Consider the following 17480-nt stretch of genomic DNA (forward strand, 5'->3'; position numbering starts at 1 on the left):
TGCCAGCCCCGCCACGGGCGCCAGAACCGTGACATCCGAAACCACCAGAGGAGTTCCTTCCGTGACTGTTCCCGATAGCTACACTCGTGTCGCGGGCCTTGCCGTCCACCCATTGCTGCATGCCTTCGTCGAAAAGGAAGTGTTGCCCAGCGCCCGGCTCGACGCCGGCCCGTTCTGGCAGGAGCTTGCCTCGATCATCCGCGATCTTTCGCCCAAACACCGCGAGTTGCTCGCCATCCGCGACCAGTTGCAGGAAAAGATCGACGCCTGGCACCGCCAGAACAAGGGCAAGCCGCATGACGCCGCAGCCTACGAGGCTTTCCTGCGCGAGATCGACTATCTGCGCGACCCGCCGGCGCCGGATGCCTATCAGGTCGCGACCAAGAACGTCGATGCCGAGATCGGCACGCTCGCCGGCCCGCAGCTGGTCGTGCCGCTCTCCAACGCCCGCTATGCGCTGAACGCCGCCAATGCCCGCTGGCGCTCGCTCTACGACGCGCTCTATGGCACCGATGTCATACCGGAAACGGACGGCGCCCGCGACGACGCCGGCCTTAACCCCGTCCGCGTCGCTGCGGTTGCCGCCCGCGTACGCGCCTTCCTCGATGAGACCGCGCCGCTCGACGGCATGAGCCATGGTGATGCGACCGGCTATCTGATCGAACGCGGCCGACTGCTGGCGATCTCCGAAAACGGTGGCCGTTACGGCCTCAGCAACCCCGCCAAGCTCGCCGGCTTCCGCGGACCGCGGCATGCCCCGACCGCGATCCTGCTCGTCAACAACAATCTCCATATCGAGATCGTCATCGATGCGGAAAGCGCCGTCGGCAAGGCCGACAAGGCCGGCATTTCCGACGTGATCCTCGAATCCGCCCTCTCGACCATCATGGACCTGGAAGACGCCGTGGCCGCCGTCGATGCGGAAGACAAGGTTGCCGCCTATCGCAACTGGCTCGGCCTGATGAGCGGCACGCTCACCGCCCAGATCGACAAGAACGGCACCAAGGTCGAGCGAAAGCTGACCGGCGACCGCAGCTACACGACGCCCGCCGGCGCCGAACTGACGCTGCACGGCCGCTCGCTGATGCTGGTGCGCAATGTCGGCCACCATATGTTTACCGATGCCGTGCTCGATGAAAACGGCGATGAGGTGCCGGAAGCGATCCTCGATTGCGCCATCACCGTCGCCAGCGCCGTACAGGATATCCGCGGCGACAACGCCGTGCGCAACAGCCGCACCGGCTCGATCTATGTCGTCAAGCCGAAGATGCACGGTTCGGACGAAGTCGGCCTTTCCGACCTCCTGTTCAAGCGTATCGAGGAACTGGTCGGCCTTCCCAAGTACACGATGAAGATCGGCACCATGGACGAGGAGCGCCGCACCTCGCTCAACCTCGCCGGTTGCCTGTCGCGCGTGCGCGACCGCACCTTCTTCATCAACACCGGCTTCCTCGACCGTACCGGCGACGAGATCCACACCGCCATGGAAGCGGGCCCGGTGGTGCGCAAGGGGGAAATGAAGCAGACCGCCTGGATCAAGGCCTATGAAAACAACAATGTCGATATCGGCATCGCCCGCAACCTGCCGGGCCGCGCCCAGATCGGCAAGGGCATGTGGACCGCACTCGACCGCATGGCGGACCTGGTGTCGGAAAAGATCGGCCAGCCGCGCGCCGGCGCAACCGTCGCCTGGGTGCCCTCGCCGACCGCGGCAACCTTACATGCGCTGCACTACCACGCCGTCGACGTGTCGGCCGTCCAGAGGGGCTTGAAGGGCCACGCCCGCCCCGGCACGCTGGAAGGCCTGCTGACCCTGCCGCTCGCCACCCGCACCTATTCGGCCGCCGAGATCGCCGAAGAACTGGAAAACAATCTCCAGGGTATTCTGGGCTATGTCGTGCGCTGGGTCGATCAAGGCGTCGGCTGCTCGACGGTTCCGGATATCCACGACATCCGGTTGATGGAAGACCGCGCGACGCTGCGTATCTCCAGCCAGCACGTCGCCAACTGGCTGCTGCACGGCCTCGTCAGCGAGACCCAGGTGCGCGACGCCATGCGCCGCATGGCCGAGCTGGTGGACCGCCAGAATGCCGGAGACAAGACCTACCAACCGATGGCCCCTGCCTTCGACGGTCCAGCCTTCAAGGCAGCCGAGGATCTGGTGTTCAAGGGCCGCTCGCAGCCCAACGGCTACACCGAAGCCATCCTCCACGCCCGTCGTCGCGAAGCCAAGGCGCGCAAGGACTGAGATCATAGGATCGGCCCGCTCGAAAAGCGAACCATGACGCCAAAACCCGCAGGGAAACCTGCGGGTTTTGTTTTGTTTGGATGGTCTTGAGACCGTGCTGGGGGCCAACGGGGACTGAGGGACACGCGCCACTTCCACGTCGCCGAATGCCGTTTCGGCAACAAACCTCTCCCAAAGAGCCAATTCCGGGACACTTTCGGAAAAATTTCCCCGATATGGCTGAAATATTGTTGACATAATTCCGTTTCGGAAATTTACTCCGGGATATCAGGCCGAAATGGAACCGCTTATGTCCCAGCGCTACATCATCGACGATCTGGATCGCGAGATCATCGGTTATCTCACCGAAGACGGACGCCTGTCGGCGGCAGAAATCGCCGGCCGGATCGGCAGCGTTTCGGAGCGCACGATCCGCAATCGCATCGCCGGGCTGCTGCAGGCCAAGATGATCGTCATCGGCGCCATCCCCGATCCGGTGGCGCTCGGCCGCGACGTGCAGGTCGAGCTGATCATCGAGGTCGAGCCCGGCAAGCTGGAGGAGGTGGCCATACAGCTCGCCGAATATGACGAGATCGGCTACCTCGCCGCCACCAGCGGTTCGGCCAATCTCAGCGCCTCGCTGTTCGTCGCCGATCATGCGGCGCTTTTCGAATTCATCGACCAGGAACTGGGCAAGCTGCCGGGCGTCAAGCGTGTGACGAGTTCGGTCGTGCTCAGGCTTTACAAGGTTTTCGGCACGAGAACGACCGCGCTCAACCGCGGCACGGACCTCGGCGGCAAGAAGAAAGGATAACCCATGCTGCGCATTGGGGTGGATGTCGGCGGCACCAATACGGATGCGGCGTTGCTCGACGGCTCGAAGGTTCTGGCGACGGTCAAATCGTCGACCACGGCGGATGTGACCTCGGGCGTCGGCACGGCGATCCGCGCGGTTCTCGCGGAAGCCGGCATTGCAGCCGGCGCGGTCAATGCCGTGATGATCGGTACCACCCACTTTCTCAATGCCGTCGTCGAAGGCCGGCATCTGGAAAAGGTCGGTATCCTGCGTCTCTGCGGTGCCTCGACCCGCTCGCTGCCGCCGCTGATCGACTGGCCGGACAACCTGCGCGACATCGTCGACGGCGGTGCTGTCCTCGTCGATGGCGGCGTGAATTATGACGGCTCGGAAATCGCCCCGCTCGATGGCCCGGCGATCCGCGCCGCCTGCCGCGACTGGCGTGCCCGCGGCATCTCGTCCATCGCCATCTGCTCCGTTTTCGCGCTGGTCGATCCGCGCATGGAAAACGAGGCGGCCGACATCGTTGCCGAGGAAATGCCGGAGGCCGCGATCAGCCTGTCACACCGGGTCGGCCGCACCGGCCTTCTACCGCGTGAAAATGCGACGATCCTCAATGCCAGCCTGCACAAGCTTGGCCATGAGACGGTCGGAGCCTTCCGCTCGGCCTTTGCGGCGCTTGGCCTCACCTGCCCGCTTTACCTCACCCAGAACGATGGCACGCTGATGGCGGCGGATTTTTCCGAGCGCTATCCGGTCTTCACCATCGCTTCCGGCCCGACCAACTCGATGCGGGGTGCGGCCTTCCTCACTGGGCTCAGCGATGCCGCCGTCATCGATATCGGCGGCACCACCACCGACATCGGCATGCTGGTAGCCGGCTTCCCCCGCACCCGTAGCGAAGGGGCGGCCATCGGCGGCGTGCCGACCAATTTTCGCGTGCCGGATGTCTATTCCTTCGGCCTCGGCGGCGGCAGCATCGTGCGGCCGGGTGAGAAGCCGACGGTTGGTCCTGACTCGGTCGGCTTCCGCCTGCCGGAAAAGGCGATCTGCTTCGGCGGCGATACGCTGACGGCGACCGACATCGCCGTTGCCGCCGGCCTCGTCGATCTCGGCGACCGCAGCCGCCTATCCCACATCACCCCCGAATTTGCCCGCCAGATGCTGGCGCAGATGAAGGCCAGTATCGAAACCGTGCTCGACCGCATGAAGCCGAGCGCCGAGCCGATCCCGGCCATTCTGGTCGGCGGCGGCTCTGTGCTGGTGGACGCACTGCTCGAAGGCACCTCCGTTTCGCTGAAGCCAGATCATTTCGGCTCCGCCAATGCGATCGGGGCCGCCATCGCCCAGGTTTCCGGCGAGGTCGACAGCGTCGTCTCGCTTGAGGGCACCACCCGCGAGATCGCGCTGGAAGGCATCGTTGCCGAAGCCCGCGCCCGCGCGGTCGAAGCCGGCGCCGATGCATCGACGATCGCCCTTGCCGAAATCGAAGAAACGCCCCTGGCCTATCTGCCGGGCAATGCCGTTCGCGTCGCCGCGAAAGTGATTGGAGAATTGCGGGCATGAAATACTGGACGCTCACCGAAACGGATATCGACCGCATCGCCATCGGCTGCGGCATTCTCGGCACCGGCGGCGGCGGCAGCACCTATCATGGTGCGCTGCGCGCCAAGGCGCTGCTGCGTGAGGGCAAGCGCATCCGTATGGTGCGCCCGGCCGACATGGCGCCGGATGCGCAGATTATCGGCCTTGGCGGCATCGGCGCCCCGACCGTTGGCATCGAGAAGATCGCCGAGGGCGCCGAAGGCGTACGCCTGATGCAGGCGCTGGAACATCACATGGGCCGCAAGGTCGATGCGGTTCTGGGTGACGAAGTGGGCGGCGGCAACGGCATCGCGCCGATGCTGACGGCGGCCATGGTCGATCTGCCGGTGGTGGATGCCGACGGCATGGGCCGCGCTTTCCCGGAAGTGCAGATGACCACCTTCTTCATCCACGGCCAGGCCGTGAAGCCAGCCGGCCTTGCGGATGCCGACGGCAACGTGCTGATCATCACCGAGGCGACCACGCCGAAAATGCTGGAAAAGCTCATGCGCGCCAGCACCATCGCCATGGGCTGCACGGCACTGATGACGACCGCGCCGATGTCCGGCGAGTTCGTGCGCCGCTTCGGCGTGCCACACACGACCAGCCAGGCCTGGAGCCTCGGCGATGCGGTCATCAACGCCCGCGCCGCCAAGGAAGACCCGGTCGAGGCGATCCTCAAGCAATCCGGCGGCGTGAGGCTGATGCGCGGCAAGGTCACCGACATCGCCCGCCGCATCTCGGCCGGCTTCAACCGCGGCACGCTGACGGTTGCCGGGCTCGATGAGGATGCCGGCCGCTCGATCGCCATCGAAATCCAGAACGAATACCTGATCGCCCGCGAAGGCGAAAAGATCATTACCATGGTCCCGGACCTGATCTGCATCGTCGATTCCGAAACCGGCCGCGCCATCGGCACGGAAGAACTGCGTTACGGCCTGCGCATCGATGTGCTCTCCATGCCGGCGCCGGTGCTGCTGCGCAGCGAGATCGCGCTGGAATCCGTTGGCCCCCGCGCTTTCGGCTATGATTTCGATTTCGTGCCGATGGGCATCAGCGCCGATGCGCCCGCCGTCCCTTACTATACAGAAGAAGGCGCCTGAGCGCCCGTCCAACCTCCATGGGAGAACGAACATGAATCGCCGCAATTTTCTAAAGACGACAGCGCTCGCTGCGCTTGCCACTGCCGCCACCCGCTGGAATTTCGCCATGGCGGAAGGCACCGGCAGCATTTTCACCCTCGCCTGCCCGACCAGCTTCCCCGATCTCGACCCCGCAACCTCGTTTTCCAATGACGGCGCGGTGCTCGCCAACGTGTATGAGGGCCTTGCCCGCTACATCCCGGCAACCGAAACGTCTGAGGCCAAGATCGAGCCTCTGCTCGCCACCGGCTGGGACGTCAGCGCCGACGGCAAGACCTGGACCTTCACCCTGCGCGATGGCGTCAAGTTCCATGACGGCAGCCCGCTCACGTCGGAAGCCGTCAAGGGCTCGATCGAGCGCACCAAGAAGATCGGCGGCGGTGCTTCCTTCATCTGGGGTCCGGTGACCTCCATCGAAACGCCGGAGCCGCTTAAGGTGGTGTTCCAGCTTTCCGAACCGCAGCCGCTCGATCTGATCGCATCCGCCGGCTTCGCCGCCTGGATCTATGCCCCTTCGGTGCTGGACAAGGACAATGCCTGGTTCAACGCCGGCAATGACGGCGGCACCGGTCCGTTCAAGATCACCCGCTACGAGCCCGGCCAGCGCGCGGTTCTCGACCGCGCCGACGGCTATTGGGGCAAGGTGCCGGAAAACGGCTTCAAGACCGTCTCCTTCGAGATCACCGAGGATTCGACCCTCGCCCAGAACATGATCGAAAGCGGCCAGGCCGACTGGACCTACAGCCTGCCCTACGAAAACCTAGAAGCGTTGAAGTCCAATCCCGACCTCAATGTCGTGGTCAATCCTTCCTTCGAAACCCTGTTTGGCCTCTACAACGTCAAGCGCAAGCCGCTCGACAAGGTGAAGGTGCGCCAGGCCCTCTCGCTCGCCTTCCCCTATGACGACGTGATCGCCGCCGGCACCAGCGGTTTCGGCACTCGCGCCAAGGGCGTCATCCCGGCCGGCATCTGGGGCCACGATGCAGACGCGCCGGTTCCGAAGACCGATCTCGAAGCCGCAAAGGCCCTGCTGGCCGAAGAAGGCATCGAGTCCGGCCTCGAACTGACGATGACCTATTCCTCGTCGCAGGCGATCGAGGCGGTTGCCGGCGAACTCTGGAAGGCCAATCTGGAAACGCTCGGCATCACGCTGACGCTGCAGCCGATGGCCTGGGAAGCCCAGTGGCAGCTCGCAAAGTCGAACCCGGAAGCCGCGCAGGACATCTTCGTCATGTTCTGGTGGCCGACCTTCGTCACCCCTTACGATTATCTCTTCAACCTGTTCCACAGCGAAGAAAAGCCGAACTTCAACCTCGGTTACTATTCGAACGCGGACGTAGACGCGAAGATCGACGAAGCGGCAAAGCTTTCCGGCACCGACCGCCCCCGCGCTGAAACCCTGTTCAGGGAAGCGCAGCGCAAGGTGATCGAGGACGCGGCCGCCGTGTTCATGCTCGACCAGCCGAATGTCCATATCATTCGCGCCGACATCAAGGGGTATAAGGATAATCCGGCCTACGGGCATATCACCTTCGTCAACGAACTGAGCCGGTAAGACAGAGCCGATGATGTTTCTCCCTCACGTCACCCCGGCCTCCGGCCTTCCCTTCTCCCTCACGGGGAGAAGGTGGCGCGCAGCGCCGGATGAGGGGGTCTATTGGCGGGTTCGGAAGTTGCCGCATCACCCCCCTCTGCCCTGTCGGGCATCTCCCCCTCAAGGGGGGAGATCGGCTGGGGTTGGCCTCTCGCTCCCGATCTCCCCCCTTGAGGGGGAGATGTCAGCGGAGCTGACGGAGGGGGGTGCTCACGCCGCGCACAGAGTTTGCGGAAACCCCTCCCCCAACCGGCGGTCCTGCTGATGGAACTCCTCCGCTACATCCTGCGCCGCATGCTGCTTTCCGCCTTCGTAGTGGTGGGCGTGACCTTTCTGGTCTTCGTCGTAGCACAGGTCGTTCCCTCGGACCCGGCAGCGCTCTATGCCGGCCCGCGCCCCACGGCCGAACAGATCGAAAAGGCGCGTCAGGAGCTTAATCTCGACGCGCCGCTTCAGGCCCGTTTCGCCACTTTCGCCACCGCCATGGCCTCCGGCGATTTCGGCATTTCCTACAAGTCACGCCGCCTGATCGCCGAAGATTTGCGCGCCTATCTTCCCGCCACGCTGGAGCTTGCGGTGTTCTCCACCGGCCTTGCGCTCCTGATCGGCATTCCGCTCGGTGTCGTCGCCGCCGCACACCAAGGACGATGGGCGGACAGGCTGGGAAGCTTCGGCTCGATTGCAGCCGTCGCCATGCCGACCTTCTTCCTCGCGATGATCCTGCAACTCGTCTTCGCCCAATGGCTCGGCATCCTGCCGCTGTCCGGGCGCCTGTCGCGGGAAATTGCCATTTCCGCCCCCTTGCAGATGATCACCGGCTTCAATCTCATCGATGCGATCCTTGCCGGACGGTTCGATGTTTTCGGCGATGCGCTCGCCCATCTGATCCTGCCGGCCCTGACGCTCGCCTCCTATCCCGCCGGCGTCGCCATGCGGCTGACGCGCTCGGCGATGATCGAAATTCTCGAACGCCGCCATATCGTCGCCGCCCGCGCGCTCGGCCTATCCGAGCCGCGCATCCTGTTCGGCCATGCGCTGCCGAATGCCATGGGGCCGGCGCTGACGGTGATCGGTCTTTCCTTTGCCTATGCCCTGACCGGCGCGGTGCTGGTCGAGATTATCTTCGCCTGGCCGGGTCTCGGCCGCTATGTCTCCGAGGCCATTCTCGCCAAGGATTTCCCCGTCATCGCCGCCGTGACCATGGTGGTGACGATCTGCTATGTCGTGATGAACCTCCTGATCGACATTGCCCAGGCCCTGGTCGACCCGCGGGTGGCGCTGTCATGAAGAAACTCGTTCACCGCCTCGGCATCCCCGGCAGCATCGCGCTTGCGATCGTCACCCTCTTCGTGCTGGTCGCCATTCTCGCGCCGTGGATCGCGCCCTACCCCTTGCAGGGCGCCGGTGCGCCGAACGTCATCGCCAAGCTGCAGCCGCCCTCGGCCAGCTACTGGCTTGGCACCGACCATCTCGGCCGCGACATCCTGAGCCGCATCATCTACGGCACCCGCGTCTCGCTGACTAACGGGCTCTTGATCGTCGCCTTCTCGCTGCTGATCGGCCTGCCGGTCGGGCTCGCCGCCGGCTATTTCGGCGGCTGGATCGACGAGGCGCTGATGCGCGGCACCGATGTCTTCCTCGCCTTTCCGGCGTTGCTGCTCGCCGTGCTGATGGCCGCCGCCCTCGGACCCGGTTTCCTCAACAGCATCATCGCCGTCGCCGTGACCTGGTGGCCGTGGTATGCGCGGCTTGCCCGCGCCGAGGTGCTGGTGCTGCGCGGGCAACCTTATGTCGAGGCTGCACGTCTCTCCGGCGTCTCGCACCCGCGTATCATCATCCGCCACATCCTGCCGGCCACGGGACGGCCGCTGACCGTACAGGCGGCGCTCGATGTCGGGCCGGCGCTTCTCACCGCCGCCGCCCTCTCCTTCCTCGGCCTCGGCATCCTGCCGCCGACTGCCGACTGGGGCCAGATGGTCGATGCCGGCCGCAAATTCTTCCCGGCCCGCTGGTGGTATTCGGCGATGCCGGGCATGACGATCTTCATCATCGCCCTGGCCTTCAGCGTGCTCGGCGATGCGCTGCGCGACCGCAAGGGAGGTGCATCCCGTGCCTCTGCTTGAGATCAAAAACCTCTCCGTCAGCATTCCGACGCCGGATGGCGACGTCCACGCCGTTCGCGCCGTCAGCCTCGATATCGAGCGTGGCGAAATCCACGGCGTCATCGGCGAATCCGGCTGCGGCAAGACCATGACCGGCATGGCGGCGCTCGGCCTCGTGCCGAAGGGTGCGCGCATTCAAGCCGACCGTTTCCATTTCGACGGCGAAGACCTGCGGGAAAACGCCGTTCGCCTGCGCGGCCGGCGGATCGGCCTGATCTCGCAGGACCCTGCCGCCGCCCTCAATCCGGTGCTCAGCATCGCAAGCCAGATGGACGACGTGATCCGCGCCCATCGCGACATGCCCCGCCGTGCGCGCCGTGCGGAAGCCGCCGGCCTGCTCGCCGCAACCGGTCTGCCAGATCCCGAACGGGTGCTGCGCAGCTATCCGCACCAGCTTTCCGGCGGCATGCAGCAACGCGTGGTCATCGCCCAAGCCTTAGCGACCGGCGCCGATTTCCTGATCGCCGACGAACCAACCACGGCGCTCGACGTCTCGGTCGGCGCGCAGGTTCTCGCGCTGTTGCGCAAGCTTGTGGCCGAGCGCGGCCTGACCGTGCTGATGATCACCCACGACATGGATGTCATCGCCGAAGCCTGCGACCGCGCCACCGTGCTCTATGCCGGCCGCTCCATCGAAACCGGCCCGGTCGACGATGTGTTGCAGCGTCCTGGCCATCCCTATACCCGCGCGCTGCTTGCGGCCTTGCCGGACGCGGCTCCCCATGCCGCACGGCTTTCGGCCATCGAGGGCTCCATCCCCGCCCCACGCTCGACCATCGCCGGCTGCGCGTTTGCGCCGCGCTGTCCGCAGGCCATGCCGGTCTGCGCGGCCGAACCGCCGCCGGAGCGCGGCAACGACGGCCGCCGCTGGCTGTGCCATCTGCCGGAGGGCACGCGATGAGTTCGGTACTGAGCGTCGACAATCTCGTCATCCGCTATCGCGGCGGCCTGTTCTCCCCCCGCCCGAAACCTGCGGTCAATGGCGCAAGCTTCCAGCTCGCCAAGGGCGAAACGCTTGGTATCGTCGGGGAAAGCGGCTCGGGCAAAACCAGCCTGCTGCGCGCCATCCTGCGGCTGCTGCCGGTGGAAAGCGGCGCCATCGAACTCGAAGGCCGGGACTGGCTGGCGCTGAAGGGCGATGCGTTGCGCCGGGCGCGTCAGAAGATCGGCGTCGTCTCGCAAAACCCGTTCCTGTCTCTCAGCCCGCGGCTGACGATCGCCGAAATCCTGGCCGAACCGATGCTGGCGGCGGGCGGGCCCCAAAGCCCGGCCATGCGCGAAAAAATCACCGGCCTGCTGTCAGACTGCGGCCTGCCGGCTGACTTCCTCGATCGCCGTGCGCGAGAACTGTCCGGCGGCCAGGCGCAGCGCGTGGCGATCGCCCGCGCGCTGGCGCTGGAACCCAGCCTGCTCATCCTCGACGAGCCGACCTCGGCGCTCGACGTTTCGGTACAAGCCCAGATTCTCAACCTTCTCTCCGACCTGAAGGAAAGCCGCGCCCTGTCGATGGTGTTCGTCACCCATAACCTGAAGGTCGTCGCCCATATCTCCGACACGCTGCTCGTCATGCGCCGTGGCGACGTGATCGAGTTCGGCAGGACCGAGGATGTGACCCGCGCTCCGGCCGAAGACTATACTCGCGAACTGCTTTCCTTCGGCCGCAAGGCGGTCGCTGGAGCCTAAATCCCGGCGGTGGCGAGTGCTGGATCGAGTGAACGCCCGCCGCTGCCTGGCCACGGCCCGGAACGGCAAATGAGGCGGATACTACGGATGTTCCCGTATGTTACTTCTGGCGTCTCCGGCCTGAGCCTATTCTCGGCGGCCAAACGAAACCGGAGTCGTCGATATGTCGCAGAACACGTTCGATCCCAATGCGCCCGTTCCCAGCGCCGATGACCTGCGCAAGCAAATCCTCGAAAAGCAGCTTGCCGAGATGGAACGCCAGGACAAGCTGCGCGACCGCCAGCGCGAGGAACTGTCGAAATTTGCCGACGATTTCTTCAACAAGCATGTCGGCGAACAGGAGCGGGCCATCATCCGCAATGTCGTGTCGCGGGCGGTTAAGGATGGAAAGATGGAGGCGCTGGTCTACAGCTTTCCCTCGGATTTCTGCTCCGATAGCGGCCGCGCCATCAACAGCGCCGATCCGGACTGGCCGCAAACCTTGCAGGGCAAGGCCAAGGAACTCTATGATCGCTTCAAGGAAGCGGCGCAGCCGCAGGGCTATCGTCTGAAAGCCATGGTGATCAACTTCCCCGGTGGCGTGCCTGGCGATATCGGCTTCTACCTGAGCTGGGAACCGCCGGTCGCCTGAGGGAATGAAACCCTGCGGTTTTTGCAGAAGGGAATGCCATGGACGAGCCTTTGGTCCCCCTCGGCGATCCTGCCGTCGGCGGGCGCTCAAGCATCGAGACGCGCATCACCGATTTCGTGCGCGTCGGGATCGTCTTCCTGTTCGCCTACTGGTCCTACACGCTCGTCGCGCCCTTCATCCTGATCGTCATCTGGGCCGCGATCCTGACGGTCGCGCTCTATCCGTTCCACAATACCCTGTGCAGGCTGCTGGGGGGCCGGCGCAGGCTGTCGGCCTTTCTCATCACCCTGCTCGGTCTTGCCATCATCATCGGCCCGCTTGCCGCCATCGCGCTCAATTTCGTCGATGCGACCCGCTGGCTGATCGACAAGCTTTCGACGGGAACGCTGCATTTTCCAATGCCGCCGGAAGCCGTGCGCGACTGGCCTGTCGTGGGAGAGCGCATCCACGAAGCCTGGACGCTTGCCGCGACCAATCTTGCCGGGACGCTCGAATATCTGCAGCCGACCCTGCTGCAGGCCGGCCGGTACGTGCTCGGCAAGAGCGCCGCCGTCGGGCTCGGGCTTCTCAGCTTCATCACCTCGATCATCATCGCCGGCTTCTTCTTCGGCCATGGCCCGCGGCTCGCCTTGAGCGCCGACCGTTTCGCGGAGCGGGTGGCGGGCGAAAGAGGGCTCGGCTTCGTGCGCCTTGCGGGCGCGACGATCCGCAACGTGGCAACCGGCGTCATCGGCGTGGCGCTGGTGCAGACGCTGCTGGCCGGGCTCGTGCTGCATTTCTTCGCGATCCCCGGCGCCGGAGGGCTGACCTTCGTCATCCTGATCCTTTGCATCATCCAGATCGGCCCGGCGCTGGTGCTCCTGCCCGTGGCGATCTGGGCCTGGACGACGCAGGATTTCACCTTCGCGCTCTTCCTGACCCTGCTGCTGCTGCCCGTCGCGCTCATCGACAACGTCATGAAGCCGGTGCTTGTCTCGCGCGGCCTGTCGACGCCGATGCTGGTGATTTTCATGGGGGTGATCGGCGGCACGATCGCCTATGGCCTGATCGGCCTGTTTCTCGGCCCGATCGTGCTCAGCGTGTTCTACGATCTTCTGGCCGCCTGGGTGCGAAACCCCACCCCTGCGCAGGAACAGGCTATCCATTCGATGCGCTGAGCGCGACGGCCGGCGGCATCGTTTCCGAGCTGCGCTCGACGGGAATACTGAAGCCGGCTTTTATCAAGCCCTCGATGAAATGCTCCTGATCCTGCGGCCGCAGGATGCGCGTGCTCACTTCCTTGCGGATGCCGGTGAGGTAGTCGGGAGCATTGCGTTCCAGCCAGCCGCTTTCCTGCCGGGCTTCGGGCATTTTTCCTCTCTGGCCGTAGATCGCCGCCAGGATCACGTGATAGATCGGATTGTCCGGCAGATCGGCCGCCCGTGCCCATCGTTCCGCCGCCTGGTAATCCCGGTCCATATAGGCGCAGACGGCCATGCCGGAGCGGAAATAATCCACCGGTCCCGGATTGCGCGTGATGGTCTGCGACAAGAGCCTGCAACCACGCTCCCATTCGCCGGAAAGAGCGAGGCGGAACCCGTATTCGCCGGCAAATTCCGTGTCGTTGGGATTGAGCGCATAAGCCTTTTCGCCGATCGCCAGCGCATTCTGGACATCGCGGTTGAAATAGTCGGCGAGCATTTCAGCCTGCAGCGCGCGAACATTGCCGGGATCGAGCGAGACGGCCCTTGCAGCGGTCTGCAGCGCAAGATCGATCGGCGCGGCGGTCGAGGCATCGAGCCGGTAGCGAAACCGCAGTTCGTCGAGATAGGTCAGCGACAACAAGGCCCACGCCGTCGCGTAGTTGGGATAACGGGCAACGACCTCCTTAAGGCATCCCTGAACGGCGGCATGGGTTTGCCGGTTGAGGTCGGCCCGGTAGCCGTAATAGGAAAGCGCGCAGGCATAGGCCTTGGCATCCTCGGACGGGTTGTCGAGAACCTCCGACGCCTTTGCCTGGAAGATGACGCCATAGGGCTGAGCCAGCGTCATGGCGATTTCGCCGGCGATCTCCGTTTCGATATCGAGAAGCGCGCGCCGGCCAAGTTCGGCATCATAGGTCTTCGTCCAGATGATCACCCCGTCGTCCCGGTCGATCAGCCGGGCGGAGAAGCGGAGCCGGTCGGCATCGAGCCTTATGCGCCCTTCCAGCCGGTAAAGCGGCAGGTACGAACCAGAGGGCGATGCCTTGACGGGCTCGGTCGCCGCATCCCCGGCCAGAATGTTGATTTCCTTGAAGCGCGCCATCTGGCCGATTACTTCGTCGTTCAGCCCCCGCGTCAGAAGCGCCGAACCCGGCGTGCCCGTGATATCCTCGAAGGGAGCGATGATGACTTTCGGCATGCCCGGCGCGGGGTCGGTGACCGCGGCCGGTCCCCCATACGAGAATGGACCCAGCGCCGAGTGATCGGCCAGAGCCCAGCCAGCGACGCCGAGAAGCATGAGGCAGGTTACGGGCACCGCCAGCCGCCCGACCATGGACGGCCGGGCCTGCGCCACCAGCTCGTCGGCCTGCGCCGGACATTCCAAGACGCGGCTGAAGATGGGAACATAGCCCCCCTTGGGAATGGTGATCAGGATGGGGTCCTTCTGCCCGGTCAGCAGGTAATAATGCTCCAGTGCGCGGCGCACCCGGCCGGCCTCGATGCGCACGACGGGATCGTTCTGGGCATCGAAGGACGCATCGCGGTGGAAGACCTCGATGGCGATGGAATAGGCCTTGATCCGGTCGGCGCGGCCCTGGAGCGCTTCCTCGACGACATAGCACAGAAACTTCTGTGCGCGGTCGGGCGCATCGAAGGCTGGGCTGGAACGGATTCTGGCAAGCTGGTCGCGGATCTCGTGGTCCATAGGCGGTGCAGATGCAGCCGCCGGACCATCTTCCGGGCGTGCGATGCTCATCGTCGTACCCCACTCAACCGCGTCCCAGGGGAATGTGCCCCCGCACGCCTGGGTTCGCCGGAGCATCCTACCGCAACAGGTGGGCGTAGATCAATGAGGTTGATTAATCGATTATGTGGCGGCCGCTCGAGGCCCCTTCTCCCCGAAGAGAAAAGGGATACCCGGAGAAATCAGGCTATATCCGGCACGCTGCGCCGCGGGCTGTCATCCTCGGTATAATCGTTCGGCCGCTTTTGCCGCTTGCCGAGATCCGGCGGATCGAACTTGACGCGCTCATAGGGAATGGAATGGAGGATGTGCGAGATGCAGTTGATCCGCGCCCGTTTCTTGTCGTCGGACGGCACGATCCACCACGGCGCATGTTCGCTGTCGGTCATGCGCAGCATCTCGTCGTAGGCGCGGGAATAGTCCCACCACTTCTGATAGGATTCCACGTCCATCGGGCTGAGCTTCCACTGGCGCAGCGGATCGTCGATGCGGCGGCGGAAGCGGCGTTCCTGCTCGTCCTCGCTGACGGTCAGGAAGTATTTCAGGAGAATGGTGCCGCTTTCGACGATCGCCGCCTCGAAGCGCGGCGCAAGCTCCAGAAAACGGCGCGCCTGCTTTTCGCTGCAGAACCCCATGACCCGGTCGACACCGGCGCGATTGTACCAGCTGCGGTCGAAGATCACGATCTCGCCGCCAGCCGGCAGGTGGGCGATGTAGCGCTGCATGTACATCTGGGCTTTTTCCCGGTCGCTTGGCGCCGGCAGCGCCGCGACACGAAACACGCGCGGGCTCACCCGTTCCGTGAGCCGGCGGATGGTACCGCCCTTGCCCGCCGCATCGCGGCCTTCGAAGATGATGACGATACGGGCGCCGGTCTTCTTCACCCAGGCCTGTAGATGGGCAAGTTCCACTTGCAGCTTTTCCATCTGTTTTTCGTAGTCTCGCACCTTGCCCTTCTCCGTGGACGGCACAGCATCGTCCTTGTCGTTCTTCTTGCTCATTTTTCCCTCCTCGCTTCAAAGCGTGTTGCCGGCGGCGCTGCGAATGCCTGCAGCGCATCGTCCAGATCTTCGTAGACATGGTTAGCGCCGATGCGCTCGATGAGGCCCGCCCGCTCCAGCAGGGCCCGCGCTTCGGCATGCAATTCGGCAAAACAGAGCTGGACGCCACGGTCCGAAAGATCAGCACGCACCTCCTCCAGCATGCCGGCGGCCGTGCTGTCCATCTGGGCAATTGCGCTCGCATCCATCACGAACCAGCGGGTATCCGGCGGCAGCTTGTCGACGATGGTCTTCAACCGTGCCCTGATGTAATCGGCATTGAAAAACAGCAGACTTCCTTGCAGCAGCCAGACGGTGACGCCCGGCGTGGCCCTGGCCTCGGCGAACCGGTGCAGCTTGTAGAGGCCGTCGCGCCCTTCGATCCGACCCAGAAAAGCATCGCGCGGAAACATCATGCCGCGCAGCAGATAGACCAGCGTGGCCGCGATCGCGATCATCACGCCGTTGAGCACGCCGAAGGAGATCGCGCCCCACATGGCGATCAGCGCAAAGGCGAACTCGATCGGGTTGATCCGCCAGATCGTCCTCAGTTCCGCAATGTCGATGAGGCTAAGGGCGGCGGACACGAGGATGGCCGCCAGCGCCGCCACCGGCAACACGCGCAGCGCCTCGTTCAGAAAGAGCAGCGTCGCCATCAGGGTCGCGGCGGAAACGAGGCTCGCAAGCTGCGACTGGCCGCCGACGGAGAGATTGATCGCCGTGCGCGAATCCGAAAAGCCGATGGGAAACGATCCGAACAGGCCGGCCGCGACCTGCGCGCTTCCAAGGCCGACCAACTCCGTATTGGCGTTGACCAGCTCGCCGGTGCGGGCGCCGAAGCTGCGGGCCGTGACGATCCCCGAGCCGAAGCTCACCAGGAAAATTGCCGCAGAGCCGAGGATCAGGTGCTGGAGCGAGACACCGGCGAGAGAAGGAATGCTAAAGCGGGGAAGGCCGCGCGGAATATCGCCGACCACGGCAATGCCCATGCCCTGAAAATCGAAGATCGCCGACAGCACCACCGCCAGCACCACCACGACCACCGGTCCGGGCACCGGCAAACGCACCGCCTTCGCGACGATGAGAACGCCGAACATCGCCAGCGTCAGCAGCACGGTCGGCATGTGGATCGACCCGGCCTTGGCCGCAAGCTCCAGCAGGGGGGCGACGAATCCGTCCGCCTCGATCTTCACGCCGGTCATGCGGCCAAGCTGGCCGGTCAGGATCGAGATCGAGATGCCCGCAAAGAAGCCAACCAGGATCGGCCGCGACAGGAAATTCGCGAGCACACCCAACCTGAGCAACCTTGCGACAAAGCAGGCGATGCCGACCGCAAGCGCCAGCAGTGCTGCGATTGCGACGCGATCTGCCGTCTGGCCAGCCGGCATGCCGGCGACGATCGTCGTGATGGCGGCGGCAATGACCGTCATGGTCGCGGCATCCGGCCCGACCGTCAGCCGCCGCGAAGCGCCGAAAATCGCATAGGCGATCGCCGCAACGATACTGGCATAAATGCCGGTTTCCGGCGGCAGGCCGGCAATGGCGGGATAGGCGATCGCGCTCGGCAGACCGACGGCCGCAATCGAAAGCCCGGCGGAAATGTCGTTGCGCAGCCATTCAGGCCGATAGCCGGCAAAGCCCCTGAAAAGCGGCAGGGTATGTGCGTTGCCCATGGTTTCATCCGATCGCGGCG

Annotated in this window: 14 protein-coding genes; 11 read left to right on the forward strand and 3 right to left on the reverse strand. The window is 64.6% G+C overall.

Annotation, left to right across the window (positions count from 1 at the left end; genetic code table 11):
- Nucleotides 1–61 precede the first annotated feature (61 nt).
- The 11 genes from ASC86_RS09020 to ASC86_RS09070 all read left to right on the forward strand — a co-directional run bounded on the left by ASC86_RS09020 (nucleotide 62) and on the right by ASC86_RS09070 (nucleotide 12976).
- A complete protein-coding gene (locus tag ASC86_RS09020) occupies nucleotides 62–2248 on the forward strand; it encodes a malate synthase G (protein ID WP_056319448.1) in 2187 nt (728 codons plus the stop codon).
- Nucleotides 2249–2537: 289 nt separating this feature from the next.
- Nucleotides 2538–3041, forward strand: coding sequence for an Lrp/AsnC family transcriptional regulator (locus tag ASC86_RS09025; RefSeq protein ID WP_162244987.1), 504 nt, complete (start codon nucleotides 2538–2540; stop codon nucleotides 3039–3041).
- Nucleotides 3042–3044: 3 nt separating this feature from the next.
- Complete coding sequence (locus tag ASC86_RS09030) at nucleotides 3045–4589, forward strand: hydantoinase/oxoprolinase family protein (protein ID WP_200943792.1); 1545 nt, start codon at nucleotides 3045–3047, stop codon at nucleotides 4587–4589.
- Nucleotides 4586–5710 carry a DUF917 domain-containing protein gene (locus ASC86_RS09035; protein ID WP_056319452.1) on the forward strand — a complete coding sequence of 375 codons (1125 nt, stop codon included), beginning with the start codon at nucleotides 4586–4588 and terminating at the stop codon, nucleotides 5708–5710. Before ASC86_RS09030 ends, ASC86_RS09035 begins: the two co-directional genes overlap by 4 nt.
- A gap of 31 nt (nucleotides 5711–5741) precedes the next feature.
- The gene (locus tag ASC86_RS09040; RefSeq protein ID WP_056319455.1) at nucleotides 5742–7304 is read left to right on the forward strand and encodes an ABC transporter substrate-binding protein; all 1563 of its coding nucleotides are present in this window, start codon (nucleotides 5742–5744) and stop codon (nucleotides 7302–7304) included.
- Nucleotides 7305–7607: 303 nt separating this feature from the next.
- Nucleotides 7608–8630, forward strand: a complete 1023-nt coding sequence (locus tag ASC86_RS09045) for an ABC transporter permease (protein WP_056319457.1) — start codon at nucleotides 7608–7610, stop codon at nucleotides 8628–8630.
- Nucleotides 8627–9466: an ABC transporter permease gene (locus ASC86_RS09050; RefSeq protein WP_056319460.1), complete on the forward strand. Its 840-nt coding sequence runs from the start codon at nucleotides 8627–8629 to the stop codon at nucleotides 9464–9466. Before ASC86_RS09045 ends, ASC86_RS09050 begins: the two co-directional genes overlap by 4 nt.
- Nucleotides 9453–10406: an ABC transporter ATP-binding protein gene (locus ASC86_RS09055; RefSeq protein ID WP_056319462.1), complete on the forward strand. Its 954-nt coding sequence runs from the start codon at nucleotides 9453–9455 to the stop codon at nucleotides 10404–10406. Before ASC86_RS09050 ends, ASC86_RS09055 begins: the two co-directional genes overlap by 14 nt.
- Nucleotides 10403–11188: a dipeptide/oligopeptide/nickel ABC transporter ATP-binding protein gene (locus ASC86_RS09060; protein WP_056319464.1), complete on the forward strand. Its 786-nt coding sequence runs from the start codon at nucleotides 10403–10405 to the stop codon at nucleotides 11186–11188. Before ASC86_RS09055 ends, ASC86_RS09060 begins: the two co-directional genes overlap by 4 nt.
- Before the next feature lie 163 nt (nucleotides 11189–11351).
- Entirely contained in the window at nucleotides 11352–11819 is a 468-nt protein-coding gene (locus ASC86_RS09065) for a hypothetical protein (RefSeq protein WP_056319466.1), read from the forward strand.
- Nucleotides 11820–11857: 38 nt separating this feature from the next.
- Nucleotides 11858–12976 (forward strand): AI-2E family transporter, encoded by a 1119-nt coding sequence (locus tag ASC86_RS09070; RefSeq protein WP_056319469.1) that lies wholly within the window; start codon nucleotides 11858–11860, stop codon nucleotides 12974–12976.
- Here the strand turns inward: ASC86_RS09070 and ASC86_RS09075 are convergent.
- From ASC86_RS09075 to ASC86_RS09085, 3 genes are all read right to left on the reverse strand, one after another.
- Nucleotides 12957–14759, reverse strand: coding sequence for a hypothetical protein (locus ASC86_RS09075; protein WP_056319471.1), 1803 nt, complete (start codon nucleotides 14757–14759; stop codon nucleotides 12957–12959). The two genes, ASC86_RS09070 and ASC86_RS09075, sit on opposite strands and share 20 nt — an antisense overlap.
- Nucleotides 14760–14929: 170 nt before the next feature.
- The gene (ppk2, locus tag ASC86_RS09080) at nucleotides 14930–15748 is read right to left on the reverse strand and encodes a polyphosphate kinase 2 (protein ID WP_056319473.1); all 819 of its coding nucleotides are present in this window, start codon (nucleotides 15746–15748) and stop codon (nucleotides 14930–14932) included.
- On the reverse strand, nucleotides 15745–17460 hold the full coding sequence (locus ASC86_RS09085) for a SulP family inorganic anion transporter (protein ID WP_056319476.1): 1716 nt from the start codon (nucleotides 17458–17460) through the stop codon (nucleotides 15745–15747). The genes ppk2 and ASC86_RS09085 overlap by 4 nt, the downstream gene beginning before the upstream one ends.
- Nucleotides 17461–17480: the final 20 nt, after the last annotated feature.

Source organism: Rhizobium sp. Root1212 (genome assembly GCF_001424985.1).
In the GTDB taxonomy this organism is placed as follows: domain Bacteria; phylum Pseudomonadota; class Alphaproteobacteria; order Rhizobiales; family Rhizobiaceae; genus Pararhizobium.